The sequence below is a fragment of the Pedobacter metabolipauper genome, from assembly GCF_004362715.1.
GTDB lineage: Bacteria > Bacteroidota > Bacteroidia > Sphingobacteriales > Sphingobacteriaceae > Pedobacter > Pedobacter metabolipauper.
The window spans coordinates 491751-512161 of record NZ_SNYC01000003.1; the positions used below are offsets into that span (position 1 = coordinate 491751).

A 20411-nucleotide genomic window follows, 5' to 3' on the forward strand; every position below is an offset into this window, starting at 1 on the left:
TTAATTAACGGGTTAAACTGATGTCCCAGTCTTTCCAAACCGGTTCATACCCCTGTGTCCTGATCATTGCTGCAATTTCTGCAGCACTGCGTTCATCAGATATTTCAAACTGTTCCAGGGAATCTAATTCGGTGGCATATCCGCCGGGATTGGTTTTTGATCCGGCACTAATTGCCGTAATTCCCAATTTAATGATGTTGTTTCTAAAGGACTCGGATTCTCTTGTGGAGATGGACAGTTCAACCTCTTCATTAAATATCCGGTAGGCACAGATCAGCTGGGTCAGTTCTTTGTCGTTCATCACCACCTTTGGCTCCAGTCCGCCGCTAAAAGGACGCAACCTCGGAAATGAAATGCTGTATTTACTCTGCCAATACTTCTTTTCCAGGTAATTCAGGTGCATTGCCGTAAAAAAAGAATCTGTTCTCCAGTCTTCAAGACCAATCAGAACACCCAGGCCCATTTTATGAATGCCCGCCTGTCCAAGCCTGTCGGGTGTTTCAAGCCGGTATTGAAAATTAGACTTTTTCCCTTTTGGATGATGCTTTTTATAATCCTCCCGGTGATACGTTTCCTGATATACCAATACGGTGTTCAATCCATAGTGCATAAGTTCTTTATAGTCCTCCAGATCTAATGGCTGAATTTCCATAGAAAGGTGCGAAAAGTGCGGCCTGAGCAGATCCAGCACCTTTTTAAAATAATCGGTATGTACACTCTGGTTTGCCTCACCGGTAACTAACAGAACATGGTCGTAACCCATGTCTTTAATTACGGCAGCTTCCTGCATCACCTCAATGGCAGAGAGTGTTTTTCGTCTAACCTTATTGTCATAGCTAAAACCACAATAGGTGCAAATGTTATTGCATTCGTTAGAAAGATAAAGCGGAACATACATCTGCACAATACGGCCGAAGCGCTTTAACGTAAGACTCCGGCTAATTTGGGCCATTTGTTCGAGATAGGGCGCAGCAGCAGGGGAGATCAGCGCTTTAAAATCTTCTAAAGATCGTGTCGAAGTGTGTAAAGCCTGTTCCACATCTGCAGCAGTTTTATCATAGATGCTTTTTTTGGTTTCCCCCCAGCTGCAGCTTTCGAAAAGTTCTGTAAAGCTAGTCATCGAGAAAGGAAGTTAGGGGACTGCTTGCAGCAGCGTATGAATGTATAGACCCAAGCTTAGCTTCAAAGGCCATTCTTCCGGCTTCAACGGCGATCTTAAAAGCTTCGGCCATTTTTACCGGATTTCTGGATACGGCAATGGCCGTATTAACGAGTACCGCATCAGCACCAATTTCCATGGCTTTTGCGGCATCAGAAGGACTGCCTATCCCAGCATCTATAATTACAGGAACTGTGCTTTGACTGATAATGATCTCCAGAAAGTCGATGGTCTTTAATCCTTTATTACTGCCAATGGGAGAACCAAGAGGCATCACCGCAGCAGTACCTGCATCTTCTAACCGCTTACAGAGCACCGGATCAGCATGGATATAAGGCAGAACAATAAATCCCAGTTTAGCCAGCTCTTCAGTGGCCAGTAAGGTTTCTATTGGATCTGGCATCAGGTACTTCGGATCAGGATGGATCTCCAGCTTGATCCAGTTTGTCTCCAGGGCTTCCCTGGCCATCTGGGCCGCAAATACAGCTTCTTTGGCATTTCTTACGCCAGATGTGTTGGGCAGTAAGCTAATGTGCGGATATTTTAAATGATTCAGGATATCATCGTCGCTATTTTTAAGATCAACTCTTTTTAATGCAACGGTAACCAGCTCAGAGCCTGAGGCTACTAAGGCCTGCTCCATCTCTAAAGCAGAACTAAATTTCCCGGTTCCGGTAAATAAGCGGGATTGAAAGGTCTTGTTTGCTATTTTTAACATATGCGGTTATGGTAAAGGTTCCTGTAATTGGTTATAGATGTATTCAATCTTTTTAAATAGATCCGTATGATTTGTAAGAGCAGCAGAGATGGCTACTCCGTGCAGCCCAATGTCCATTAAAGCTGTGATGTCGTCAGTTTTTATTCCGCCGATGGCAACAATGGGAATGCTGATGCCGGCCTGTTTGACCTGGTTAATGATATCCATATAGCCTGCTAAGCCAACAACCGGACTTAAGTTTTCTTTCGTGGTTGTAAAGCGATAGGGGCCAAGGCCAATATAATCCGCCCCATCATCAATCCTTTGCAGAATGTGCTCAAAGGTATTGGCTGTGCCGCCGATGATCATTTTACTGCCCACTATTTTTCTGGCTTCAGGAATTGGCATATCAGATAAACCGAGATGGACGCCGTCAGCACCAGACCTTAAGGCGATCCAGGGGTAGTCGTTCACAATTAATTTGGCACCATAGCGCTTGCAAAGTTCATTTGCTGCAATTGCAGATTCCAGGATGTGCTGTTCCAGGTTATTCGGATCTTCTCCAGGTTCCTGCTGATATTTAATTCGCAGCTGGATCCATTTTCCGTTGGCGCGGAGCACGTTTTCAATAGCATCTAGGTGGGAGCCACCCTGGGCAGCTTGCGATATATAATGTAGTTTGTCAATCATAAGAATGGTATCCCAATAAGGTATTGTTACTGTTTAAAAAATGCTCCATGTATTTTTTGGCTCTTTCACAAGATTCCGGTAAAGAATAACCCAATGCGATATTTGCTGTAATTGACGCAGACAGCACACAACCGGAGCCATGCTTCTGATAAACCTTGCGTACTCCAGGTTTAAACACAGTCTTAATTTGCTGGTCAAAGAGAAGGTCAGTTCCTGGCGCATCGGGATTGTGACCGCCCTTTAACAGAACGGGACAATACTGCGCCCATGTTATGGCAGCCACTTCGGCATCACCAGATCCGCTTAGCACCAGCAACTCGTCATAATTTGGAGTGATCAGGTCAATCTGATCCAGTACCGGAATAAATTGTGACAGCCCTCTTTGCAGGTTGTAAAAATTATACCCGGCGCTTGCCTTTAGAATGGGGTCAACGATTATTTTTAACAAAGGGAGTTTAGACCGTAGATAGGTGATCACTTCCAGCAGGACATTTTGATCTTTGATGAGTCCTATTTTGCAGGATCTGATGGTAAATCTCGTCAGCAGCGGTGTAATCTGATTGATGATTGCATGCGCATCAAGCCAGTCATTGGCTATAAAATCCACATCATTCTGAACGGTTAATGCAGAGCAAATGCCAAAACCGTAAACCTGGTGTTGCTCAAAACATTTAATGTCTGCCAGGATACCGGCACCAGCCGATGGATCAAATCCTGCAATGCTTAGCGTGTAGGGTCTTTCTAACATGCGTTCTGAATCTTTATAAAAACATCTGCAGCATGCTCAGGATTATTCCATAAGGCTCCCAATAGCACTGCACCATCAAAATTCAATGCGTTCAGCTGATCTATTTTATCTGCATCGATTCCACCCAGGGCCATCACTTTAATGCGGTTTATTTTAGCAGGTAAGCTAAAATGGGTATCAACTGCCCCGGCGTATCCTGGTTTTGACAAACTATTGAATACCGGACTAAAAAACGTATAATCAAAACCCGACAGGTTCTTCAAGTCGTCCAGATCATGGATAGAAGTACTTAACGTATTTCCTGTATATGATGAAGGGTTAAAATCAGGGTTCTTTCTCATTTTCTCGGGGAAATGGAGTCTGCAGATATCAAATACACCGGACAGTTCATGAAACTGATGCAGCGCAATGCGGTTGTGATACTGGTTGTCAATTGCCGAAATTAAACGGCTATATTCGGACAGATCCGTATATTCTTTCCGCAAATGCAGGATTTGCAGGCCTTCATTAAAGAGCCTGTTTATGAGGTTTGCTTCGCCGTCAAAATATACGGGTTTAGAGATGACCACCAGTTCCATTATAAATAGATTTCGCTTCCTTTTTCTTTAAACTCTTTAGACTTCAGTTCCATTCCTTTGGTCAGCGCGTCCTGCTCATCCACACCTTGTTTGGCTGCATAATCACGCACATCCTGCGTAATCTTCATGGAGCAGAAGTTAGGACCGCACATCGAACAGAAATGCGCGATCTTAGCCCCATCGGCAGGCAGTGTTTCATCGTGAAACTCTTTTGCCGTATCCGGATCCAGTGAAAGGTTAAACTGATCTTCCCATCTAAATTCAAACCGGGCCTTGCTCAATGCATTGTCGCGATACTGCGCACCAGGGTGGCCTTTAGCAAGGTCTGCCGCATGAGCAGCAATTTTATAGGTGATCACACCATCTTTAACATCTTTCTTATTCGGAAGACCCAGGTGCTCTTTAGGGGTCACATAACACAGCATCGCAGTACCAAACCAACCGATCATGGCTGCACCAATAGCAGAGGTAATGTGGTCATAACCAGGTGCAATATCAGTAGTTAACGGGCCTAAAGTATAGAATGGCGCTTCAGAACAATGTTCCAGCTGCTTCTCCATATTCTCTTTGATCAGGTGCATAGGAACGTGCCCGGGACCTTCAATGATCGTTTGTATATCGTGTTTCCAGGCAATCTTAGTCAGCTCACCCAGGGTTTCCAGTTCAGCAAATTGTGCTTCGTCATTCGCATCGGCAATACAGCCCGGTCTCAAGCCGTCACCCAGGGAAAATGCGACATCATACGCTTTCATGATCTCACAGATCTCTTCAAAATGCGTGTACAAGAAGCTTTCTTTATGGTGTGCGAGACACCATTTTGCCATAATGGAACCACCTCTGGATACAATACCTGTAATCCGTTTGGCCGTTAGCGGAATATATCGCAGCAATACACCGGCATGGATTGTGAAATAATCAACTCCCTGCTCAGCCTGTTCAATCAGCGTATCCCTGAACAGTTCCCAGGTCAGGTCTTCAGCCTTACCATTTACTTTTTCTAAAGCCTGGTAGATAGGGACGGTACCAATCGGAACAGGGGAGTTTCTGATGATCCATTCCCGGGTTTCATGAATGTTTTTACCTGTAGAAAGGTCCATGATCGTATCTGCACCCCAGCGGCAGGCCCATACTGCTTTTTCAACCTCTTCTTCAATGGAAGAAGTAACGGCAGAATTGCCGATGTTGGCGTTGATCTTAACCAGAAAATTACGCCCAATGATCATCGGTTCCAGCTCCGGATGGTTGATGTTACACGGAATTACGGCTCTGCCGGATGCAACTTCCTGTCTGACAAATTCGGGTGTGATATAGCCTTTTGGTGTATTGGCACCGAAGCTGTGTCCGGCATGCTGGTGGTTCATCACTTCATACTGGCCATTCAATTGATCTTTTAACAGATCAATGCGCTGGTTTTCACGGATGGCGATGTATTCCATCTCCGCAGTAATGATCCCTTTTTTAGCATAATGCATTTGAGATACATTGGCACCTGGTTTGGCTTTGAACGGTTTGGTGGTATAGGCAAATCGCAATTCATCGAGCTTGCTGTCTGCCAGCCGCTGCTGACCGTAGCTGGAAGATACGTTGTCCAGTTGCTCAACATCCAGCCGGTCTGTGATCCATTTTTCACGCAGCCTTGGCAATCCTTCTTTCACATTGATGGCTGCATTTGGATCGGTATAAGGGCCGCTGGTATCGTAAACCGTAACCGGCGGATTGGGTTCTGTTAAACCGAAACCGTTGTGGATCTTGGTATCCGTGAGACTGATCTCGCGCATAGCTACCTGGATGTCGTGCAGCTGGCCTTTAACAAATACTTTGCGGGAAGCCGGAAAAGGAGTTTGGCTGATCACCTGTTCTTGTGGGATTTTTTCTTGTTTCATGATTTCAGTTTTAGATTATCCGCCCTGGGTTGCTTTGATGAGCATCACCGAATCACCATCGTTAACGATGTGGTTTGGCCAGCTGGATTTAGAGATGATACTTTGATTGATGGCAACGGCAATGCCTTTAGCTTCAGTTTGAAGCACAACAGAAAGCATATGTTCTACAGAACACGTTTCTTGAAGATGATAATTTTTTTGATTTACAGTTATTTCCATATTTTAAAAAATTGGAAAAACTATAGGCATGTCCTTTTACAGGAATGACAGAAAAGCAATGATATTGCTCTACTTTTCCCTTCGGCAGTACTAACTGCATCAGGTTCAAAGGGTATTTCTCAGCACAAGGCACCCCTAAAGTTTTTTGTAAAACTAATGTATTTTTTAATTAAAAAGAATAAAAAATTGAAATGCAGGTCAGAATATCAGGAATTATAGCGCTTTTTTGTTTAAATGCTTAGCTAAATTGTTTTTGTAAGCTAAAATGTAATGGTACATTTGCAGCATAATACCCGGTAAATCTTTTTAAATGATTTCAACTAATAAACACCGGTTTTTTTTAAGCCTTTTCTTTTTTATTTCAGGTTTTAGCTTCTCAACCTGGGCTTCAAGAATTCCGACCATAAAAACTGCCCTTTCTTTAAATGAAGCTGAATTGGGTACCATCTTGCTGGCTATGCCTGTGGGTTCATTGATCGGTTTGCCCATTTCGGGATGGCTGGTATCTAAATTTAACAGCCGCGTACCATTAACAGTGGGGTATGGGTTAAATGCACTATCACTTGCATTAATAGGCTTTGCACACAATACATTTACCCTGGTCATTGCCATCAGTTTATTTGCATTTACCACCAGGATCTTTAATATCTCTGTAAATACACAAACACTTACCCTTCAAAAACAATTCGAAAAGAAGATCATAGGATCTTTTCATGGTTTCTGGAGCATAGGAGGGATTGCCGGAATAGGATTGTCAACGCTATTGCTGGCCTTCAATGTTTCTATCATGCTCCACTTTTCAATCGTTGCCGTGTTTATGCTCATCATCACCATCTATTCTTATCAGTTCCTGTTAAAAGGCGACCGCTCAGAAACTGGAAATAAGATCGTACTGAGCAAGCCCGATCCCTATATATTTTATCTTGGAGTGGTTGTATTTCTATGCGCAATCTGCGAAGGAGGAATGTTTGACTGGAGCGGGATCTACTTTCAGGAAGTATTGCAGGTAGAGATCTTTACCTACGGTTATTTGATCTTCATGACATTTATGGCAGCATCCAGATTTCTTTCCGATATCATTATTGCAAGATTTGGAATGCCAAAAACTTATATCATGAGTGCGGTATGTATCGTATCAGGGATTGGATTGGCCATCATAGTTCCTACATTCTGGACAGCGATGATTGGATTTTCACTGGTAGGTTTTGGTACAGCTTCTATTATTCCGATGTCTTATGCGTTAGCAGGTGCATCCACAAAATATTCGCCAGGCATGGCCATTTCTATAATTGCCACATATTCCATTACAGGGATGCTGCTTGGGCCGCCATTGATCGGCTATCTGGCCCATGCGTTTAACCTGAGGGTTTCCTTTATTATATTCGGGGTATGCGGATTGCTTCTGGTTCCTATAACCCAGTTATTCTTTAGACATCAGATGAGCCTGAAAAGCACAAAAGGCTAATATCCACTAGACGTGGTGATCGTCGCTGATGATCACAGAGCTTTTACCTTTCGAAAGTTCTGATTCACGAAAATCCTTATACTCCTGTGTAGTATGGTCAATTTTTGATTTTACCTGATCAACGATCCGGTCTTTTAAAGCAACCAAACTATCGCTGCCATTAGCAATCTTGTCCTTTATAGAAAGGAAATTGTCCTTTGCATTGTCTGCCAGATCTAATGCTTTATCCGAAATACGTTCCCTGGTATTTTTACCGCTGTCAGGAGCAAAGAGAATCGCTAAAGCAGCTCCGGCAGCCAAACCTGCTAATAAGGCAATTACAGGTGCGCCTTGATTTGAAGATGAATTTGAAAGTCCGGAAATACGTTTTGAGATCAATTTTTTGTAATTCATAATGTATATTTAAAAGTGTTATTGTTTCTAAGTAACATATACCGTACCATTCTATCCTTTTTTTACATTTTTAACTAAGTTTGTTTGGAGAATTATAGTTTTCTATTTCAATGGTTTAGCCGGGTTTATCAATAGTATGATTTAACGTTCATTTATGAAAAAATGTATCCTTTTATGTTGTTTTTTTATTGCAGTGATCAGCTGCAGCCAATCGCAGACCCTCAATCCTGATGATACCAAAGCTGTTTTTGCAGCACTTGAAAAATCCAGGACAGTACTACTGGAAGATAAAACGTCCGCTGCTGATCAGGCAGTAAAGATCAGCAGGATGCTTAAACTAGGCCTGTGGAATGAAGCCAATGTATTGATTCATTCAGATCAATTTAAAACCATTGATCATCAGTTGCTTTATGCAGATTATTTAGTACTTATTAATGAATTTGAGCAGGCTGGGGTTATCGTTAATAAAGTCTTAAAAGCACAGCCTAAAAATGAAAAGGCAGTTTTGTTAAAATCGTTCCTCGAAATACAGGCCTGGCGACTGCCATCTGCAGCAGATTATGCGCTAAAGGCCTTGAAAAATGATCCGAAAAGTGAACCTGCAGAACTCATGCTCGGCAGGGTAAGGTTATTACAAAAAGATTATACACAAGCACTGTCAAGTGTAAATAAGGTAATTTCGCAGAATGATCAAAATGCGGAAGCCTACCTGCTGGAAGCCGATGTTTATTTCTGGGATCAGCAGCCTGAACGTGCAGAAAAGCCCCTGATCAAATCCTTAACCCTTGATCCTTACAATGCAGATGCGCGGTTTAGCTATGGTTATGCGATCTGGAGGCGGGTTGATGCTACACAGCTAAATGCAATGGCGGCACAATGGGAGCTGGCCCTGGCAATTAATCCATACCATTACCAAACGCACTGGCATTGGGGAAATGGCCATACCAACTTAACCTATGCCGATTATGCGGAGAAAAATGATGAAGAAGTCCGCCTGGCCCTCGCAAAAGCAGATGAATGGATTAAAAATGACCGTGTAGACTCGGCGCTATCCGTTACCCGCAATATAGAAAGACAATATCCGGCATCAGTTTTACCACTTATGCACAGGGCATCTATCTACTACAGCGCATTTGATCTGCCACGCACTGTTCGTCTGGATTCTGCAGAGAAACTGTTTAAGCAGATCCTATCCAGAAAGAAACACTATGGACCGGCACACAATGGATTATCGGCCGTAATCAAATCCAGGCGAATCCCATACCTCGCTGTATATGATTCTATCAGCAATACTTTTAAAAATACAAAGATTAATGATCTTGAAAATTACCGGATCGTCTTTCCGGATGTTGATTATTATGCCGGCGAAACGGTACGTGCAATGGTTTGGAATCAATTGTATACCTCGGTAGTTTACTTTCCCTTTTTATCCAAACAGGGAAATAGCTTTAGGATCCCACCGCTTCACCATGATCTGGCAATCACCATGAAATCACCTTCATTCCGTTATATGACCACCTTTGATAACCGTCAGTGGATGGATATCAGGGGAGTAGGAAGCGGAGCAGCAGCTATTGAATATGCGGAACGCGGTGCTTTTATGGAACGTAATGTGGTGCTTCATGAATATGCGCATTTATTCCATGGTTCCGTATTGACGGATGCAGAAAACAGGCAGATCAGGTCGTTGTATTATAAAGCAATGAAAGAAAAACGCACGCTCGACTACTATTCACAGAATAATGAAAGTGAATATTTTGCGCAAACCTACCCGGCCTATTTTGAGCCTGTGAAGGTGCATCCGCTTGATTTTAAATCCATGAATACCACATCTGATCTGAAAGCTAAAGATCCGGAGATGTATGACTTTATTGATAAGCTTGTTCAGAAAGAAAAAGCATACCTGGCAGGTGATCATCAGGTGATGGCCAGCAATTGGGCAGAGGTATATGTAAACCTGAGCGGAAGATATGGCAATCCGATCAGATCTGCTGCCTACCTGGATACCGCACTCCGTTATGATGCAAAGTATTTGCCTGCCTACTTAAGCATGGCACAGCTGAAACTGAATGCGAAAGATTTTAAGTCTGCCGAAGACTGGCTGGACAAGGCAAAAGTTATTGATGCCAGTTATGCACCAATTTATGCGTCATATGCATCGCTTACAGCGGCAAAGTTTGCAGCAAAACAAATTGATCAGCAAACTGCTGTTAAGCTGCAGGCAGAATACCTGCAGCAATCGTTTAAACTGGAAACAGACTATCAGGAACTTGCCCGGGTAAATGGCATGCTCCGTGAAATGTACAGGAAGAATGCGCTGTTTAATGAGGCCATTAAAGCTGCTGATAACTACGTGCAGACTGCAGCAACGGTTTCTACCTATTTAAGGGACAGGAGGGATGATGCCCTCGCTTTTTCAGCAGTATTGCGTTCTGCCATAGGCGATAAAGCTTCTGTGAAAACATTAAAGGACCTGGTAGATCAAAAGCCTCAGAACTTTGAATACCGAAATTTTTATGCCGATGCACTTGCCCAAAATGGAGATTTTACAAATGCCATTGCCACACTTAAATCTGCTCAGCGCATTTTGGCCGCCTCAGGAAACAGCCGTAACGATTACAATTTGAGGATCGCAGAATTTTATCATGAACTAAAGAATAAGGATAGCGCTTCCGTCTATCTCAATCCTTTTCTAAGCGGCAAATGGCAGGTTAGAAATGCCGATCAGCTCAGGTACATCCGCTTGTTAAACGAAACCGGTTATCGTGATCAGGCTTCTGCGCTTTTAAACAAGGTAAGTAACACCGGTGATCAAATTGACCGGGCAGATTATTTTTATACCGCCGGAAAGTTAAAACAGGCTCAGCAACTTGGGAATGTTGATCCGGATGGCCTTTCCAGGAATAAATTGCTGAATGTTCCGGAAAGCATTCTGCTATACCAGCAGGCAGTTGCCAATAATCCGTACCATTTAAGTGCATACCGCGCAATGTTATCATACTATAAATCCGTTAAGCAGGATCAAAAGGCAGCAGAGGCACAAGCTGGAATTGACCGTATATTGAAAAAGTAACGGTAGATAATTTTACCAAACAAATACCGAAAAGGTGATTTTAATCATTATTTTTGTGGTGTGTATTTTTTACACTAACTACAGGAAGAGAACATGAAGAAAAGCTTGCTTGCATTAACCCTTGGCGGATTGGGAATTGGTATTACTGAATTTGTAATGATGGGTTTACTGCCCGACATTGCAAAAGATCTTTCAATCACCATACCACAAGCAGGACATCTGATCTCTGCCTATGCATTGGGTGTTGTTATTGGTGCGCCTTTACTGGTTATTGTAGCAGGGAGCTATCCTCCAAAAAAGATCCTGATGGTATTGATGGCTATGTTTACCGTATTTAATGCGTTTTCTGCTTTTGCCCCTGACTATGGAACCATGTTCGCTGCCCGTTTACTGGCTGGCTTACCACATGGTGCTTTTTTTGGTGTAGGTTCTGTTGTAGCCAGTAAGATTGCTGAAAAAGGAAAAGAAGCACAGGCCGTTTCTTTAATGTTTGCCGGTTTAACCATTGCTAACGTAATTGGAGTACCGCTGGGTACATATATCGGTCACCATTATTCCTGGAGATATACCTTTGTGATCATTGTTGCCGTAGGATTAATTACCTTATTGAGCTTAAAAGTGTGGATGCCGGCAATTGCTGCCGTAAAGGACCGCGACCTTCGTAAAGAACTTGCGTTTTTTAAACTTCCGGAAGCCTGGCTGATCATCTTTATGATCGCGATCGGAACTGGTGGGTTATTTTCATGGTATAGCTATATCGCACCGTTGCTTACCGAAGTTTCCGGCTTCTCGGCAAATTCTATTACCTACATCCTGGTTATTGCGGGTCTGGGGATGCTGGTTGGTAATTTTATAGGTGGTAAACTGGCCGACCGTTTTTCGCCCGCAATGGCATCTGTAACTTTACTGATTGCCATGGCTGTTACTTTATTTATTGTCCATTATATTTCAGAGAACCAGGTGCTGTCCTTAATCATGACCTTTGTAACTGGGGCCATTGCATTTGCACTCGCTTCTCCAATTCAGATGCTGATGATCAATACCGCAAAAGGATCCGAAATGCTGGCAGCTTCAGTTAGTCAGGCCAGTTTTAATATAGGCAATGCATTGGGGGCTTTTTTAGGCGGACTTCCATTGGCTGCAGGCTATGACTATACCTCACCGGTTTGGGTAGGGTCTTTAATGGCATTAATAGGTGCTGCATTTGCCTGGATGCTCATTGCAAGGACCAAACGGGTAACTGCTGTTGCTTTTTCTTCTTAACATTACCTGATAATTGCTTTTCTATGTTTAAAATCATTGAAGCTAAAACTTATCTTTGCAGCGAATTTTATCAGGTGTAAAGATGAGTGAAGCATTAAAAAAGATCCAGAACGACATTGAGCCACTCAGGCAGCAAATTATAAATCATCAAGTTTATTCTGTAATTAATGACCTGGAAGATCTTAGGATCTTCATGCAATATCATGTATATGCCGTGTGGGACTTTATGTCGTTACTTAAGTCATTACAAATTAATCTTACCTGTACGTCAATTCCCTGGTTTCCGGTAGGTACTGCAAATACCAGGTACCTGATCAATGAGATCGTTGCAGGTGAAGAATCTGATATCGATAGTAAAGGAGAACGCAAAAGCCATTTCGAGATGTATCTTGAAGCGATGGACCAATGCGGAGCTGACACTACGGAGATCCAGAATTTTTTAACTGCTTTAAAAAGCGGACAAACATTTAATGAAGCTTACCAAGCTGCAGGTACACCAGCCGAGGCAAAGAACTTCGTCAATTTTACTTTTGAGATCATTGAAAGTAATGCCGCCCATCTTCAGGCAAGCACCTTCACCTTTGGAAGAGAAGACCTTATTCCAAATATGTTCTTAACGATAGTAAATGATCTTAATAAGAAGTTTCCGGATCAGATCTCATTGTTTAAGTATTACCTGGACAGGCACATTGAGGTAGATGGAGATCATCACAGTCACCTGTCCTTAGAAATGACCGAAGCACTTTGCAGTAACAATGAAGATTATTGGAAAGCTGCTGAGCTTGCTACGATCACTTCTTTAGAAAGGCGTATTGAACTTTGGGACGGCGCATATAACCGGATTCTTTCAAAATAGGTTTTCCTGCATTTACAACAATAAAAGAATTTCAAGTATTCCTTATTTAATCAAGCTAAAAAACTTAGGTAATTCCTTTTCGTTACTTGAGAAATAGATCAGCCGTTTGTCTGCTCCGAATAAATATAGCGACGGGTATTGCTTAGGAAAGAACAACGGTATAAATACATGATCTTTATCCTGTAAGGCCGTTACGTTTGGCAATGACATCAATGGCTTTCCGTAATTAGTCAGGAAATAGTTAATGGACCTGAACTCATCCTGTGATACCAAATACAGGTTAACGCCACTCAATTCCTTACTTCTCTTTGAAAAGTCGGCAGCTACCTTCTGGCAGTGGCCACAGGTTGCATCAAAGAACATCAGTAAAGTCTTTTTTCCGGTAGCAATCTGTTCTGTTGAAAATGTCTTGCCATCAGCTTTGTAAAATACAGCCTTAGGTATCGCGGTACCGGGAGTAAGGCTTTGTGAAAATACGGATGCAGAAAATAGGATGAGGGCTATAGCTAAGGTAAGTTTCTTCATGACTGTTTTAATAAAGGTACGCGAATATCCAATTCCAGGATCCATTTTGTGTCATTTGAAATCAAATTTTTACAGCATCACGTTATTAATAACAAAATTGCTACGCATTTGCTATTACTAAAAGTTTAGTTTATGTTTAACGAAATATTTAGTTAGTCTGTTCCGATACCAAATTTATGATGAAATTAATCCTTTCTGCGTTTTTAATCTGTATGACAACATTCACCTTTGCACAAAAAACAGGAAGTATCTCCGGAGTTCTGTTGGACAGTGCAGACCATAAACAAACAGTAGGCTACGCAACCATCTCGGTTTTTAAAGTAGGGGATAGTGTAATGACCATGTATAAATTATCTGATGATAAGGGTGTTTTTAAACTGAATAACCTGCAGACCGGAGTCCGGTACAGAATAATTATAAACGCATGGCATTATGCAGTGATCCGTAAAGAAGTTTCACTTAGCACTGCAACACCAGATCTTAAACTTGATAATATCCTGATGGTTTCAAAATCAACCGATCTCGATGAGGTAAAGATTGTGGGAGAGCGGCCACCCATTGTGGTACGAAAAGATACCATAGAGTTTAATGCGGCCTCTTTCAAAACATTGCCGGCAGCAGTGCTGGAAGATCTGTTGAAAAAACTGCCTGGAGTAACACTAAATGCGGATGGTTCGATCAATGTAAACGGTAAAAAGGTGAATAAGATCCTGGTTGATGGTAAAGAGTTTTTTGGAGGCGATCTGGAGACGGCTACCAAAAATCTGCCTGCAAATATTATTGATAAGGTACAGGTAACAGACGATAAAGAGGCCAGGCAGAGAGATCCAAACATGATTCCTGCAGATATTCCACAGGTCATTAATCTGAAGCTAAAAAAGAATATTAAACAGGGCGCTTTTGGAAGGGTATATGGTGGCGGGGGCGACAATGAACTTTATGAGGCCGGTGGAATTATAAACGTTTTCAGGGAAACGACTCAGTTAACGGCATTTGGGTACCGGAACAACGTCAATAAATCAGGTTTTAACAATAGGGATCTTCAGGGAAACGGTAGCGGCTTTGCAACGAATGCTTCACTGGGTGGTGGAACAGGATTACAGACCTCGGGAGGTGCCGGACTAAATTTTAATGTGCGCACTAAAAATAAAGTGAACATCAATGGAAATTATTTGTACGGGATGTCTGATAATTTTAAGGAACAGCTCGCCCATGAAGATCAGTCAATCGGTGACGATAAACTCCTTACCAGGAACGAATCAACCAACAGCCGTCAAAACTATACACACAATATCCGGGGAGCTATAGATTTTAATACAGATAGTACCCTCACAATTTACATCCGGCCATCGATTTCTATCGGTAATTCAAACAACTTTTATAGTGCCAATAAGCAACTTAGAAACAAGAGTAACGAGTTAATCAATAATGCAGACAATACCGCGTTATCAAATGACGACAATATTTCCTATTACAATTCAGCCAGCCTGAATAAAGTATTTAAAAAGGAAGGAAGATCATTATATACCTCCCTAAACATCTCAAAATCAACAAATCTAAATAACAATTTCAATACGACAGAAAGTACAATCAGTGTGCCGCCATCAACAGTATCCATTGATCAGCTGCGCGATAATTCGATCCGGAATTTCAATACAGAACTGTACGCAAATTATAATGAGCCTTTCAGTAAAATGATCTCTATGACGTTAAGAGGAAGTATGAGTTATGTGGCCAATGAAAACGCATTGACTACTTTCTTTAGAAATCCACTGGATCAAAATTATGATATTGCCGTACCCAATTTATCAGAAACCGTAAAGCAATCCGGAATCAGAAGTTCAGCTGGTGGGGTGCTGATTATAAAACTCAATAATAACCTACAGCTTCAGCCGGGTATTACTGTCAATACCATAGATTTAAACAATACATTCAGCAATTTACAGGATATCAGGCAAAATTATACGTTCCTGATACCAGAGCTTGGATTCCGTTACAAAAGCTTATCCATTCAGTACCGCTCTTCATTTTCTGAGCCTTCCATTCAAAACATTCAGCCGGTATCAAATAATACAGAGCCGTTATACATCGATGAAGGAAGCCCGAATTTGCAGCCTACCACACGCCATCTCTTAAGTTTCAATTTAAATAAGTACAACACTAAAAATTTCTTTAGCTATAGTGTTTATGGGTCAGCAAATATCCAGAAAAATGGGGTGGTTCGTTCCAAGATCATTACACCTGAAGGCATTCAAATTAGTACACCAATTAATATAGATGGGATTACGTCCTCATACGGTGGCGTTGATTTTAGAAAGGATTATAAAAATGCAAAGCATCAGATTAGTATAATAATGGCAATGGATATAACCCATGATAAGGGCTTCGTAATGGTGAATAATATCAGTAGCAATACATACCGGTTCAGATACAGGCCACAAATTAGCCTTACATTGAATTTGAATGATAAATTTGAACTGAATCAGAATTATTCAGTAAGTAAAAACAGCAGTACCTATGATGATCCCTTTTATCCTGATCTTAAATATTCCACCCATACCAGTGGAAGCAGTATGATTATTCGTTTTCCTAAAAGAATTGTTTGGGACGCCAATTATAACATTCAGCTCAATAAACAACAATTGGCAGGGTATGACAATAATATTCAGCTGCTCAATGCAGGTGTATCTGTTAATTTCCTGAAAGAAGACAAAGCCAACCTCAGGTTCTCCTTAAATGATATTTTGAACGCTGGTGTAAGGCGCAGCATCTCTATTTGGGAGAACTCCATCTATGATACGCAATACAATAATCTGGGTACTTACGGGTTGCTCTCAATTACCTATAACATCAAGAATTTTGGAGGTAATGTAGGTGGAAAGAATAAGTTCTTAGGACTTTAATTGATGCGATTCCATAAACTGGGAACTTAGTCCTGGATATTGCATATTATTTGATATGATCTGCTTACAGTTAATCAACATCTGAATTTGGCTATAAAGAACATCACTTTTGCAAGCAACTAAGCAGGTTTCTACGGGTTTTAAATTGTAAATTTTTGTTAAGTTTGTTGTAAACACAAATGAGAATGAAAGTTGATGATTTAGAACCCAAAGCGTTATGGAATAGTTTCATAAGCCTGAATGCCATACCACGTGCTTCAAAAAAAGAAGAACAGGTTATTCGTTTTATGGTTCAGTTTGGTCATCATCTCGGATTGGAAACTGTACAGGATGCAATCGGGAATGTGGTCATTAAAAAACCAGCCACAGCGGGAATGGAAAACCGCCAAACGGTAATCCTGCAGTCCCACCTGGATATGGTTCATCAGAAAAATGGAGATACCCATTTCAACTTTGATACACAAGGCATCGATATGTATGTGGATGAAGACTGGGTTCGGGCAAAAGGTACAACCCTGGGTGCAGATAATGGAATTGGGGTAGCGACCATTATGGCAATACTTGCAGCTAAAAATATCCCGCATCCGGCAATAGAAGCCTTGTTTACCATTGATGAGGAGACGGGTATGACCGGAGCCAAACAGCTGGATCCCGCTAACCTTTCCGGTACAATCTTACTAAATTTAGACACGGAAGAAGATGATGAACTAACCATCGGCTGTGCCGGCGGTATAGATACCAATACAACCTATACGTATAAAGAAGAGACGCTGCCACCCAACAGTATCGCATATCATATTTCTATAAAAGGCTTACTCGGCGGACACTCGGGCATGGATATTCATAAAGGCCGGGCCAATGCTAATAAACTGATGAACCGGTTTCTGTATACAGCTTCCAGCGCATTAAATCTGAAGGTAAGTGAAGTTGATGGCGGAAGTTTAAGAAATGCAATACCCCGTGAATCAAATGCAACTGTAGTTGTGCCAGCAAGTCAGAAAGATGACTTCCATTTCCATTTCAGCCATTTTACCGGGATTATAAAAGATGAATACCAGGCTATTGAACCTTCTTTAATTATAACTGCTGCTGAAACTGAATTGCCTGAAAAAGTGATGGCTGCTGAAGATTTAACCAGGATCACGAATGCAATTTATGCGTTACCAAATGGGGTATTTAGGATGAGTCCCGACATTAAAGACCTCGTAGAAGCGTCGTCTAACCTGGCCAGGGTTATCATCAAGTCAGGAACATTCATTACACAGTCACTGCAGAGAAGCAGCGTGGAAAGCACAAAAACGGATGTAGCTTACGCCGTTGCTGCTGCGTTTGAAAATATGGGTGCTGAAGTTTCCAGAAGCGGAGATTATCCCGGATGGAAGCCGGATGCCAGTTCAAAAATACTCGACGTGATGAAAAAGCTTTATACAGACACGTTCCAGGAAGCACCAAATGTAAATGCCTGCCATGCAGGTTTAGAATGCGGTATATTAGGCTCACATCTTCCAGGTATGGATATGATCTCATTCGGACCCACCATACATGGTGCCCATTCTCCGGATGAATGCGTTAAGATTTCATCGGTTCAAAAGTTTTGGACTTACCTGCTTCTTGTCCTTAAAGAGATCCCTGTTAAATCATTAAATTAGTCCTCCGAACTGTTATGAAATTATACATCTATACCTTTTTGATCCTCCTGGTTTTTAGCCTGTATCAATGCAAGAGCTACAAGAAGGCCGTTCAAAAAACATCCGCAACAGAACAACCTGTTGATTTTAGCCGTTCCCCAATAGTTTCACCGCAGGATGCCATTGGCAAAATGAAAGTTGAGGACGGCTTTGAAGTACAGCTCGTTGCTGCTGAACCCTTAATCAGCACGCCGGTTGCAATGTCATTCGATACAAAAGGACGGATCTGGGTAGTAGAAATGACCGGATACATGCCTGATACCCTCGGAAGAGGCGAAGATCTGCCAAGTGGTAAGATTGTGATCCTGACCGACATAAACGGCGATGGTGTAGCTGATGAACGGAACGTGTTCCTTGATTCCCTGGTTCTGCCACGAGCCATTTGCCTGATTGATAACGGCATCATGGTGGCAGAATCTCCAAATCTATGGTTTTATGAAATAAACGGCGATAAGCCTGGAAAGAGAACGCTTGTTGATGCTAAGTATGCCGTGGATGGCAATGTAGAACACCAGCCTAACGGATTGTTAAGAGCGCTTGACAATTGGATCTACAATGCAAAGTCCAGCAAAAGATACCGTAAAAAAGGGTCAAAGTGGATCATAGAAGATACCCACTTTAGAGGCCAGTGGGGGATAAGTCAGGATAATTACGGCCGGTTATATTACAACGACAACTCTACCAACCTGGTTGGAGATTATTTTACACCGGGTTTTGGTGCAACCAATAAGAACCAGCGTAATGTAAGCGGTTATTCTGAGCGTACCGTGCAAGACAACCGCGTATATCCCGCCAGACCAACACCGGGCATTAACCGTGCCTATATGCCGGGTATATTAGACGATAGCCTGAGACTAAAAAACTTTACTGCTGCCTGCGGCCCGTTAATTTACAGAGGCGCTTTATTTGGAGCCGATTATGAATTTAATGCTTTTGTTGCAGAGCCATCTGCAAATTTGATTAAGCGCAATATTCTAAATGAGAACGGTTACCAGGTTAAGGGTAAACAGGCGTACCAGGGTAAAGAATTTCTTGCAAGTATTGACGAAAGATTCAGACCAGTAAGCCTGTATGATGGCCCGGATGGTGCGTTGTATGTGGTAGACATGTATAGGGGGATTATCCAGCATAAAACCTATGCAACTCCATATCTGATCGATCAGATTAAGAAAAGAGATCTTACCCAGCCCTTAAATTGCGGTAGGATCTATAAAATTGTTCCTAAGGATAAAAAGGCAGCTGCTCTTAAAATCACCGATGATCCAAAATCGCTGGTTGCATTGTTGGGCAATGCCAATGGATTTATCCGCGATCAGGCCCAGCAATACTTACTTGACCAAAAGAATAAAGCAGCCATTCCATATCTGAAGGAGGTGTTAAGTACGGGCAGCAATCCTTTACAGGTAATTCATGCGCTATGGGTTCTTGAAGGATTAAATGCCCTGCAGACCCATGAGGTTTTAACCTTGTTAAAAAATGAGACCTGGTCCATCAGGATGCAGGCCTTAAGCGTAATCCCTTCTGTAATAAATGGTTCTTCGTATCGGAGCTATGCATTGGCTTTGCAGCAGGATGCCTTACTGAATGATGAAAAAGCAGCGCCATACATTGCTTATCTAACCAATTTTATCAAGTCTTATGACGATAACGCGGCGAAAAATATACAGCTTGCTCTAATAAGCCGCTATCGGGATAATAACTTCGTGGCGGATGCGGTCATCAGCACAATGCCTTACCAGGAAGAAGCATTTAAACAATCTATTGCCAAACTGGTGCCTGATACAAACCTGCGGATCAATAAGCAGCTGCAGCGTGCCATCTCAAACTATAAGAGTACCCTTAAGAACAAAGATCCTTTTGTTTTGGCTAAACAGTACCCAAAAGGATCTGCGTTGTTCCTGTCTACCTGCCAGACCTGCCATGGGCCGGATGGGAATGGGATAAAATCCCTTGCCCCGCCATTAAACAAGTCGGAGTGGGTAACAGGAGATAAAAATAACCTGATCGCTATTGTATTGTTCGGATTAACAGGGCCGGTAAAGGTAAATGGTCATATTTATGAGGCGCCTGAAATCTCGGCGGATATGCCGGGTATTGCGCATAGTGAAGAGATCTCTGATGAAGATATTGCCCAGCTTTTAAGCTATATTAGAGCTTCGTGGCAAAATAATGCCGGTAAAGTGGATGTCAAAGATGTTGTTGGGATGCGGACTAAGTTAAAAGGCAGACAAAAGGCCTTTACCGCTGAAGAATTCAAATAAATATCCTGGA

General features: G+C 42.1%; 16 protein-coding genes and 1 riboswitch. Of the genes, 7 read left to right on the top strand and 9 right to left on the bottom strand.

Annotated features, from left to right (window positions below):
- Positions 1 to 4 precede the first annotated feature (4 nt).
- From thiH to thiS, 7 genes are read right to left on the bottom strand one after another with little or no spacing between them, the layout of a single operon-like run.
- Positions 5 to 1120: a 2-iminoacetate synthase ThiH gene (gene thiH, locus ATK78_RS02175; protein ID WP_133574413.1), complete on the bottom strand. Its 1116-nt coding sequence runs from the start codon at positions 1118 to 1120 to the stop codon at positions 5 to 7.
- Positions 1113 to 1877, bottom strand: a complete 765-nt coding sequence (locus tag ATK78_RS02180; protein ID WP_133574414.1) for a thiazole synthase — start codon at positions 1875 to 1877, stop codon at positions 1113 to 1115. The genes thiH and ATK78_RS02180 overlap by 8 nt, the downstream gene beginning before the upstream one ends.
- Positions 1878 to 1883: 6 nt before the next feature.
- Positions 1884 to 2546 (bottom strand): thiamine phosphate synthase, encoded by a 663-nt coding sequence (locus ATK78_RS02185; protein WP_133574415.1) that lies wholly within the window; start codon positions 2544 to 2546, stop codon positions 1884 to 1886.
- Positions 2539 to 3294 carry a hydroxymethylpyrimidine/phosphomethylpyrimidine kinase gene (locus ATK78_RS02190; RefSeq protein WP_133574416.1) on the bottom strand — a complete coding sequence of 252 codons (756 nt, stop codon included), beginning with the start codon at positions 3292 to 3294 and terminating at the stop codon, positions 2539 to 2541. Before ATK78_RS02190 ends, ATK78_RS02185 begins: the two co-directional genes overlap by 8 nt.
- Positions 3288 to 3872 carry a thiamine phosphate synthase gene (locus ATK78_RS02195; RefSeq protein ID WP_133574417.1) on the bottom strand — a complete coding sequence of 195 codons (585 nt, stop codon included), beginning with the start codon at positions 3870 to 3872 and terminating at the stop codon, positions 3288 to 3290. The genes ATK78_RS02190 and ATK78_RS02195 overlap by 7 nt, the downstream gene beginning before the upstream one ends.
- Entirely contained in the window at positions 3872 to 5755 is a 1884-nt protein-coding gene (gene thiC, locus ATK78_RS02200; protein ID WP_133574418.1) for a phosphomethylpyrimidine synthase ThiC, read from the bottom strand. Before thiC ends, ATK78_RS02195 begins: the two co-directional genes overlap by 1 nt.
- 15 nt (positions 5756 to 5770) lie before the next feature.
- A complete protein-coding gene (gene thiS / locus ATK78_RS02205; RefSeq protein WP_133574419.1) occupies positions 5771 to 5974 on the bottom strand; it encodes a sulfur carrier protein ThiS in 204 nt (67 codons plus the stop codon).
- Between the two features lie 59 nt (positions 5975 to 6033).
- Positions 6034 to 6121, bottom strand: a riboswitch (TPP riboswitch).
- A gap of 163 nt (positions 6122 to 6284) precedes the next feature.
- Here thiS and ATK78_RS02210 point away from each other — a divergent pair.
- Entirely contained in the window at positions 6285 to 7439 is a 1155-nt protein-coding gene (locus ATK78_RS02210) for an MFS transporter (protein ID WP_133574420.1), read from the top strand.
- Positions 7440 to 7445: 6 nt separating this feature from the next.
- On the opposite strand, the gene ATK78_RS02215 is transcribed toward ATK78_RS02210, so the two are convergent.
- A complete protein-coding gene (locus ATK78_RS02215) occupies positions 7446 to 7832 on the bottom strand; it encodes a YtxH domain-containing protein (RefSeq protein ID WP_133574421.1) in 387 nt (128 codons plus the stop codon).
- 154 nt (positions 7833 to 7986) lie between these two features.
- Here ATK78_RS02215 and ATK78_RS02220 point away from each other — a divergent pair, with 154 nt between their 5' ends.
- The 3 genes from ATK78_RS02220 to ATK78_RS02230 all read left to right on the top strand — a co-directional run bounded on the left by ATK78_RS02220 (position 7987) and on the right by ATK78_RS02230 (position 13024).
- Entirely contained in the window at positions 7987 to 10905 is a 2919-nt protein-coding gene (locus tag ATK78_RS02220) for a tetratricopeptide repeat protein (protein ID WP_133574422.1), read from the top strand.
- A gap of 93 nt (positions 10906 to 10998) precedes the next feature.
- The gene (locus ATK78_RS02225; protein ID WP_133574423.1) at positions 10999 to 12168 is read left to right on the top strand and encodes an MFS transporter; all 1170 of its coding nucleotides are present in this window, start codon (positions 10999 to 11001) and stop codon (positions 12166 to 12168) included.
- An 82-nt stretch (positions 12169 to 12250) separates the two neighbouring features.
- Positions 12251 to 13024, top strand: a complete 774-nt coding sequence (locus ATK78_RS02230) for a DUF3050 domain-containing protein (protein WP_133574424.1) — start codon at positions 12251 to 12253, stop codon at positions 13022 to 13024.
- Between the two features lie 42 nt (positions 13025 to 13066).
- Here the strand turns inward: ATK78_RS02230 and ATK78_RS02235 are convergent, their stop codons facing one another.
- On the bottom strand, positions 13067 to 13594 hold the full coding sequence (locus ATK78_RS02235; protein WP_243732414.1) for a TlpA family protein disulfide reductase: 528 nt from the start codon (positions 13592 to 13594) through the stop codon (positions 13067 to 13069).
- Positions 13595 to 13761: 167 nt separating this feature from the next.
- Here ATK78_RS02235 and ATK78_RS02240 point away from each other — a divergent pair, with 167 nt between their 5' ends.
- From ATK78_RS02240 to ATK78_RS02250, 3 genes are all read left to right on the top strand, one after another.
- Positions 13762 to 16452 carry an outer membrane beta-barrel protein gene (locus tag ATK78_RS02240; protein ID WP_166664801.1) on the top strand — a complete coding sequence of 897 codons (2691 nt, stop codon included), beginning with the start codon at positions 13762 to 13764 and terminating at the stop codon, positions 16450 to 16452.
- Positions 16453 to 16637: 185 nt separating this feature from the next.
- Entirely contained in the window at positions 16638 to 18101 is a 1464-nt protein-coding gene (locus ATK78_RS02245) for an aminoacyl-histidine dipeptidase (protein WP_208112286.1), read from the top strand.
- Between the two features lie 14 nt (positions 18102 to 18115).
- The gene (locus ATK78_RS02250) at positions 18116 to 20401 is read left to right on the top strand and encodes a DUF7133 domain-containing protein (protein WP_133574427.1); all 2286 of its coding nucleotides are present in this window, start codon (positions 18116 to 18118) and stop codon (positions 20399 to 20401) included.
- Positions 20402 to 20411 lie beyond the last annotated feature (10 nt).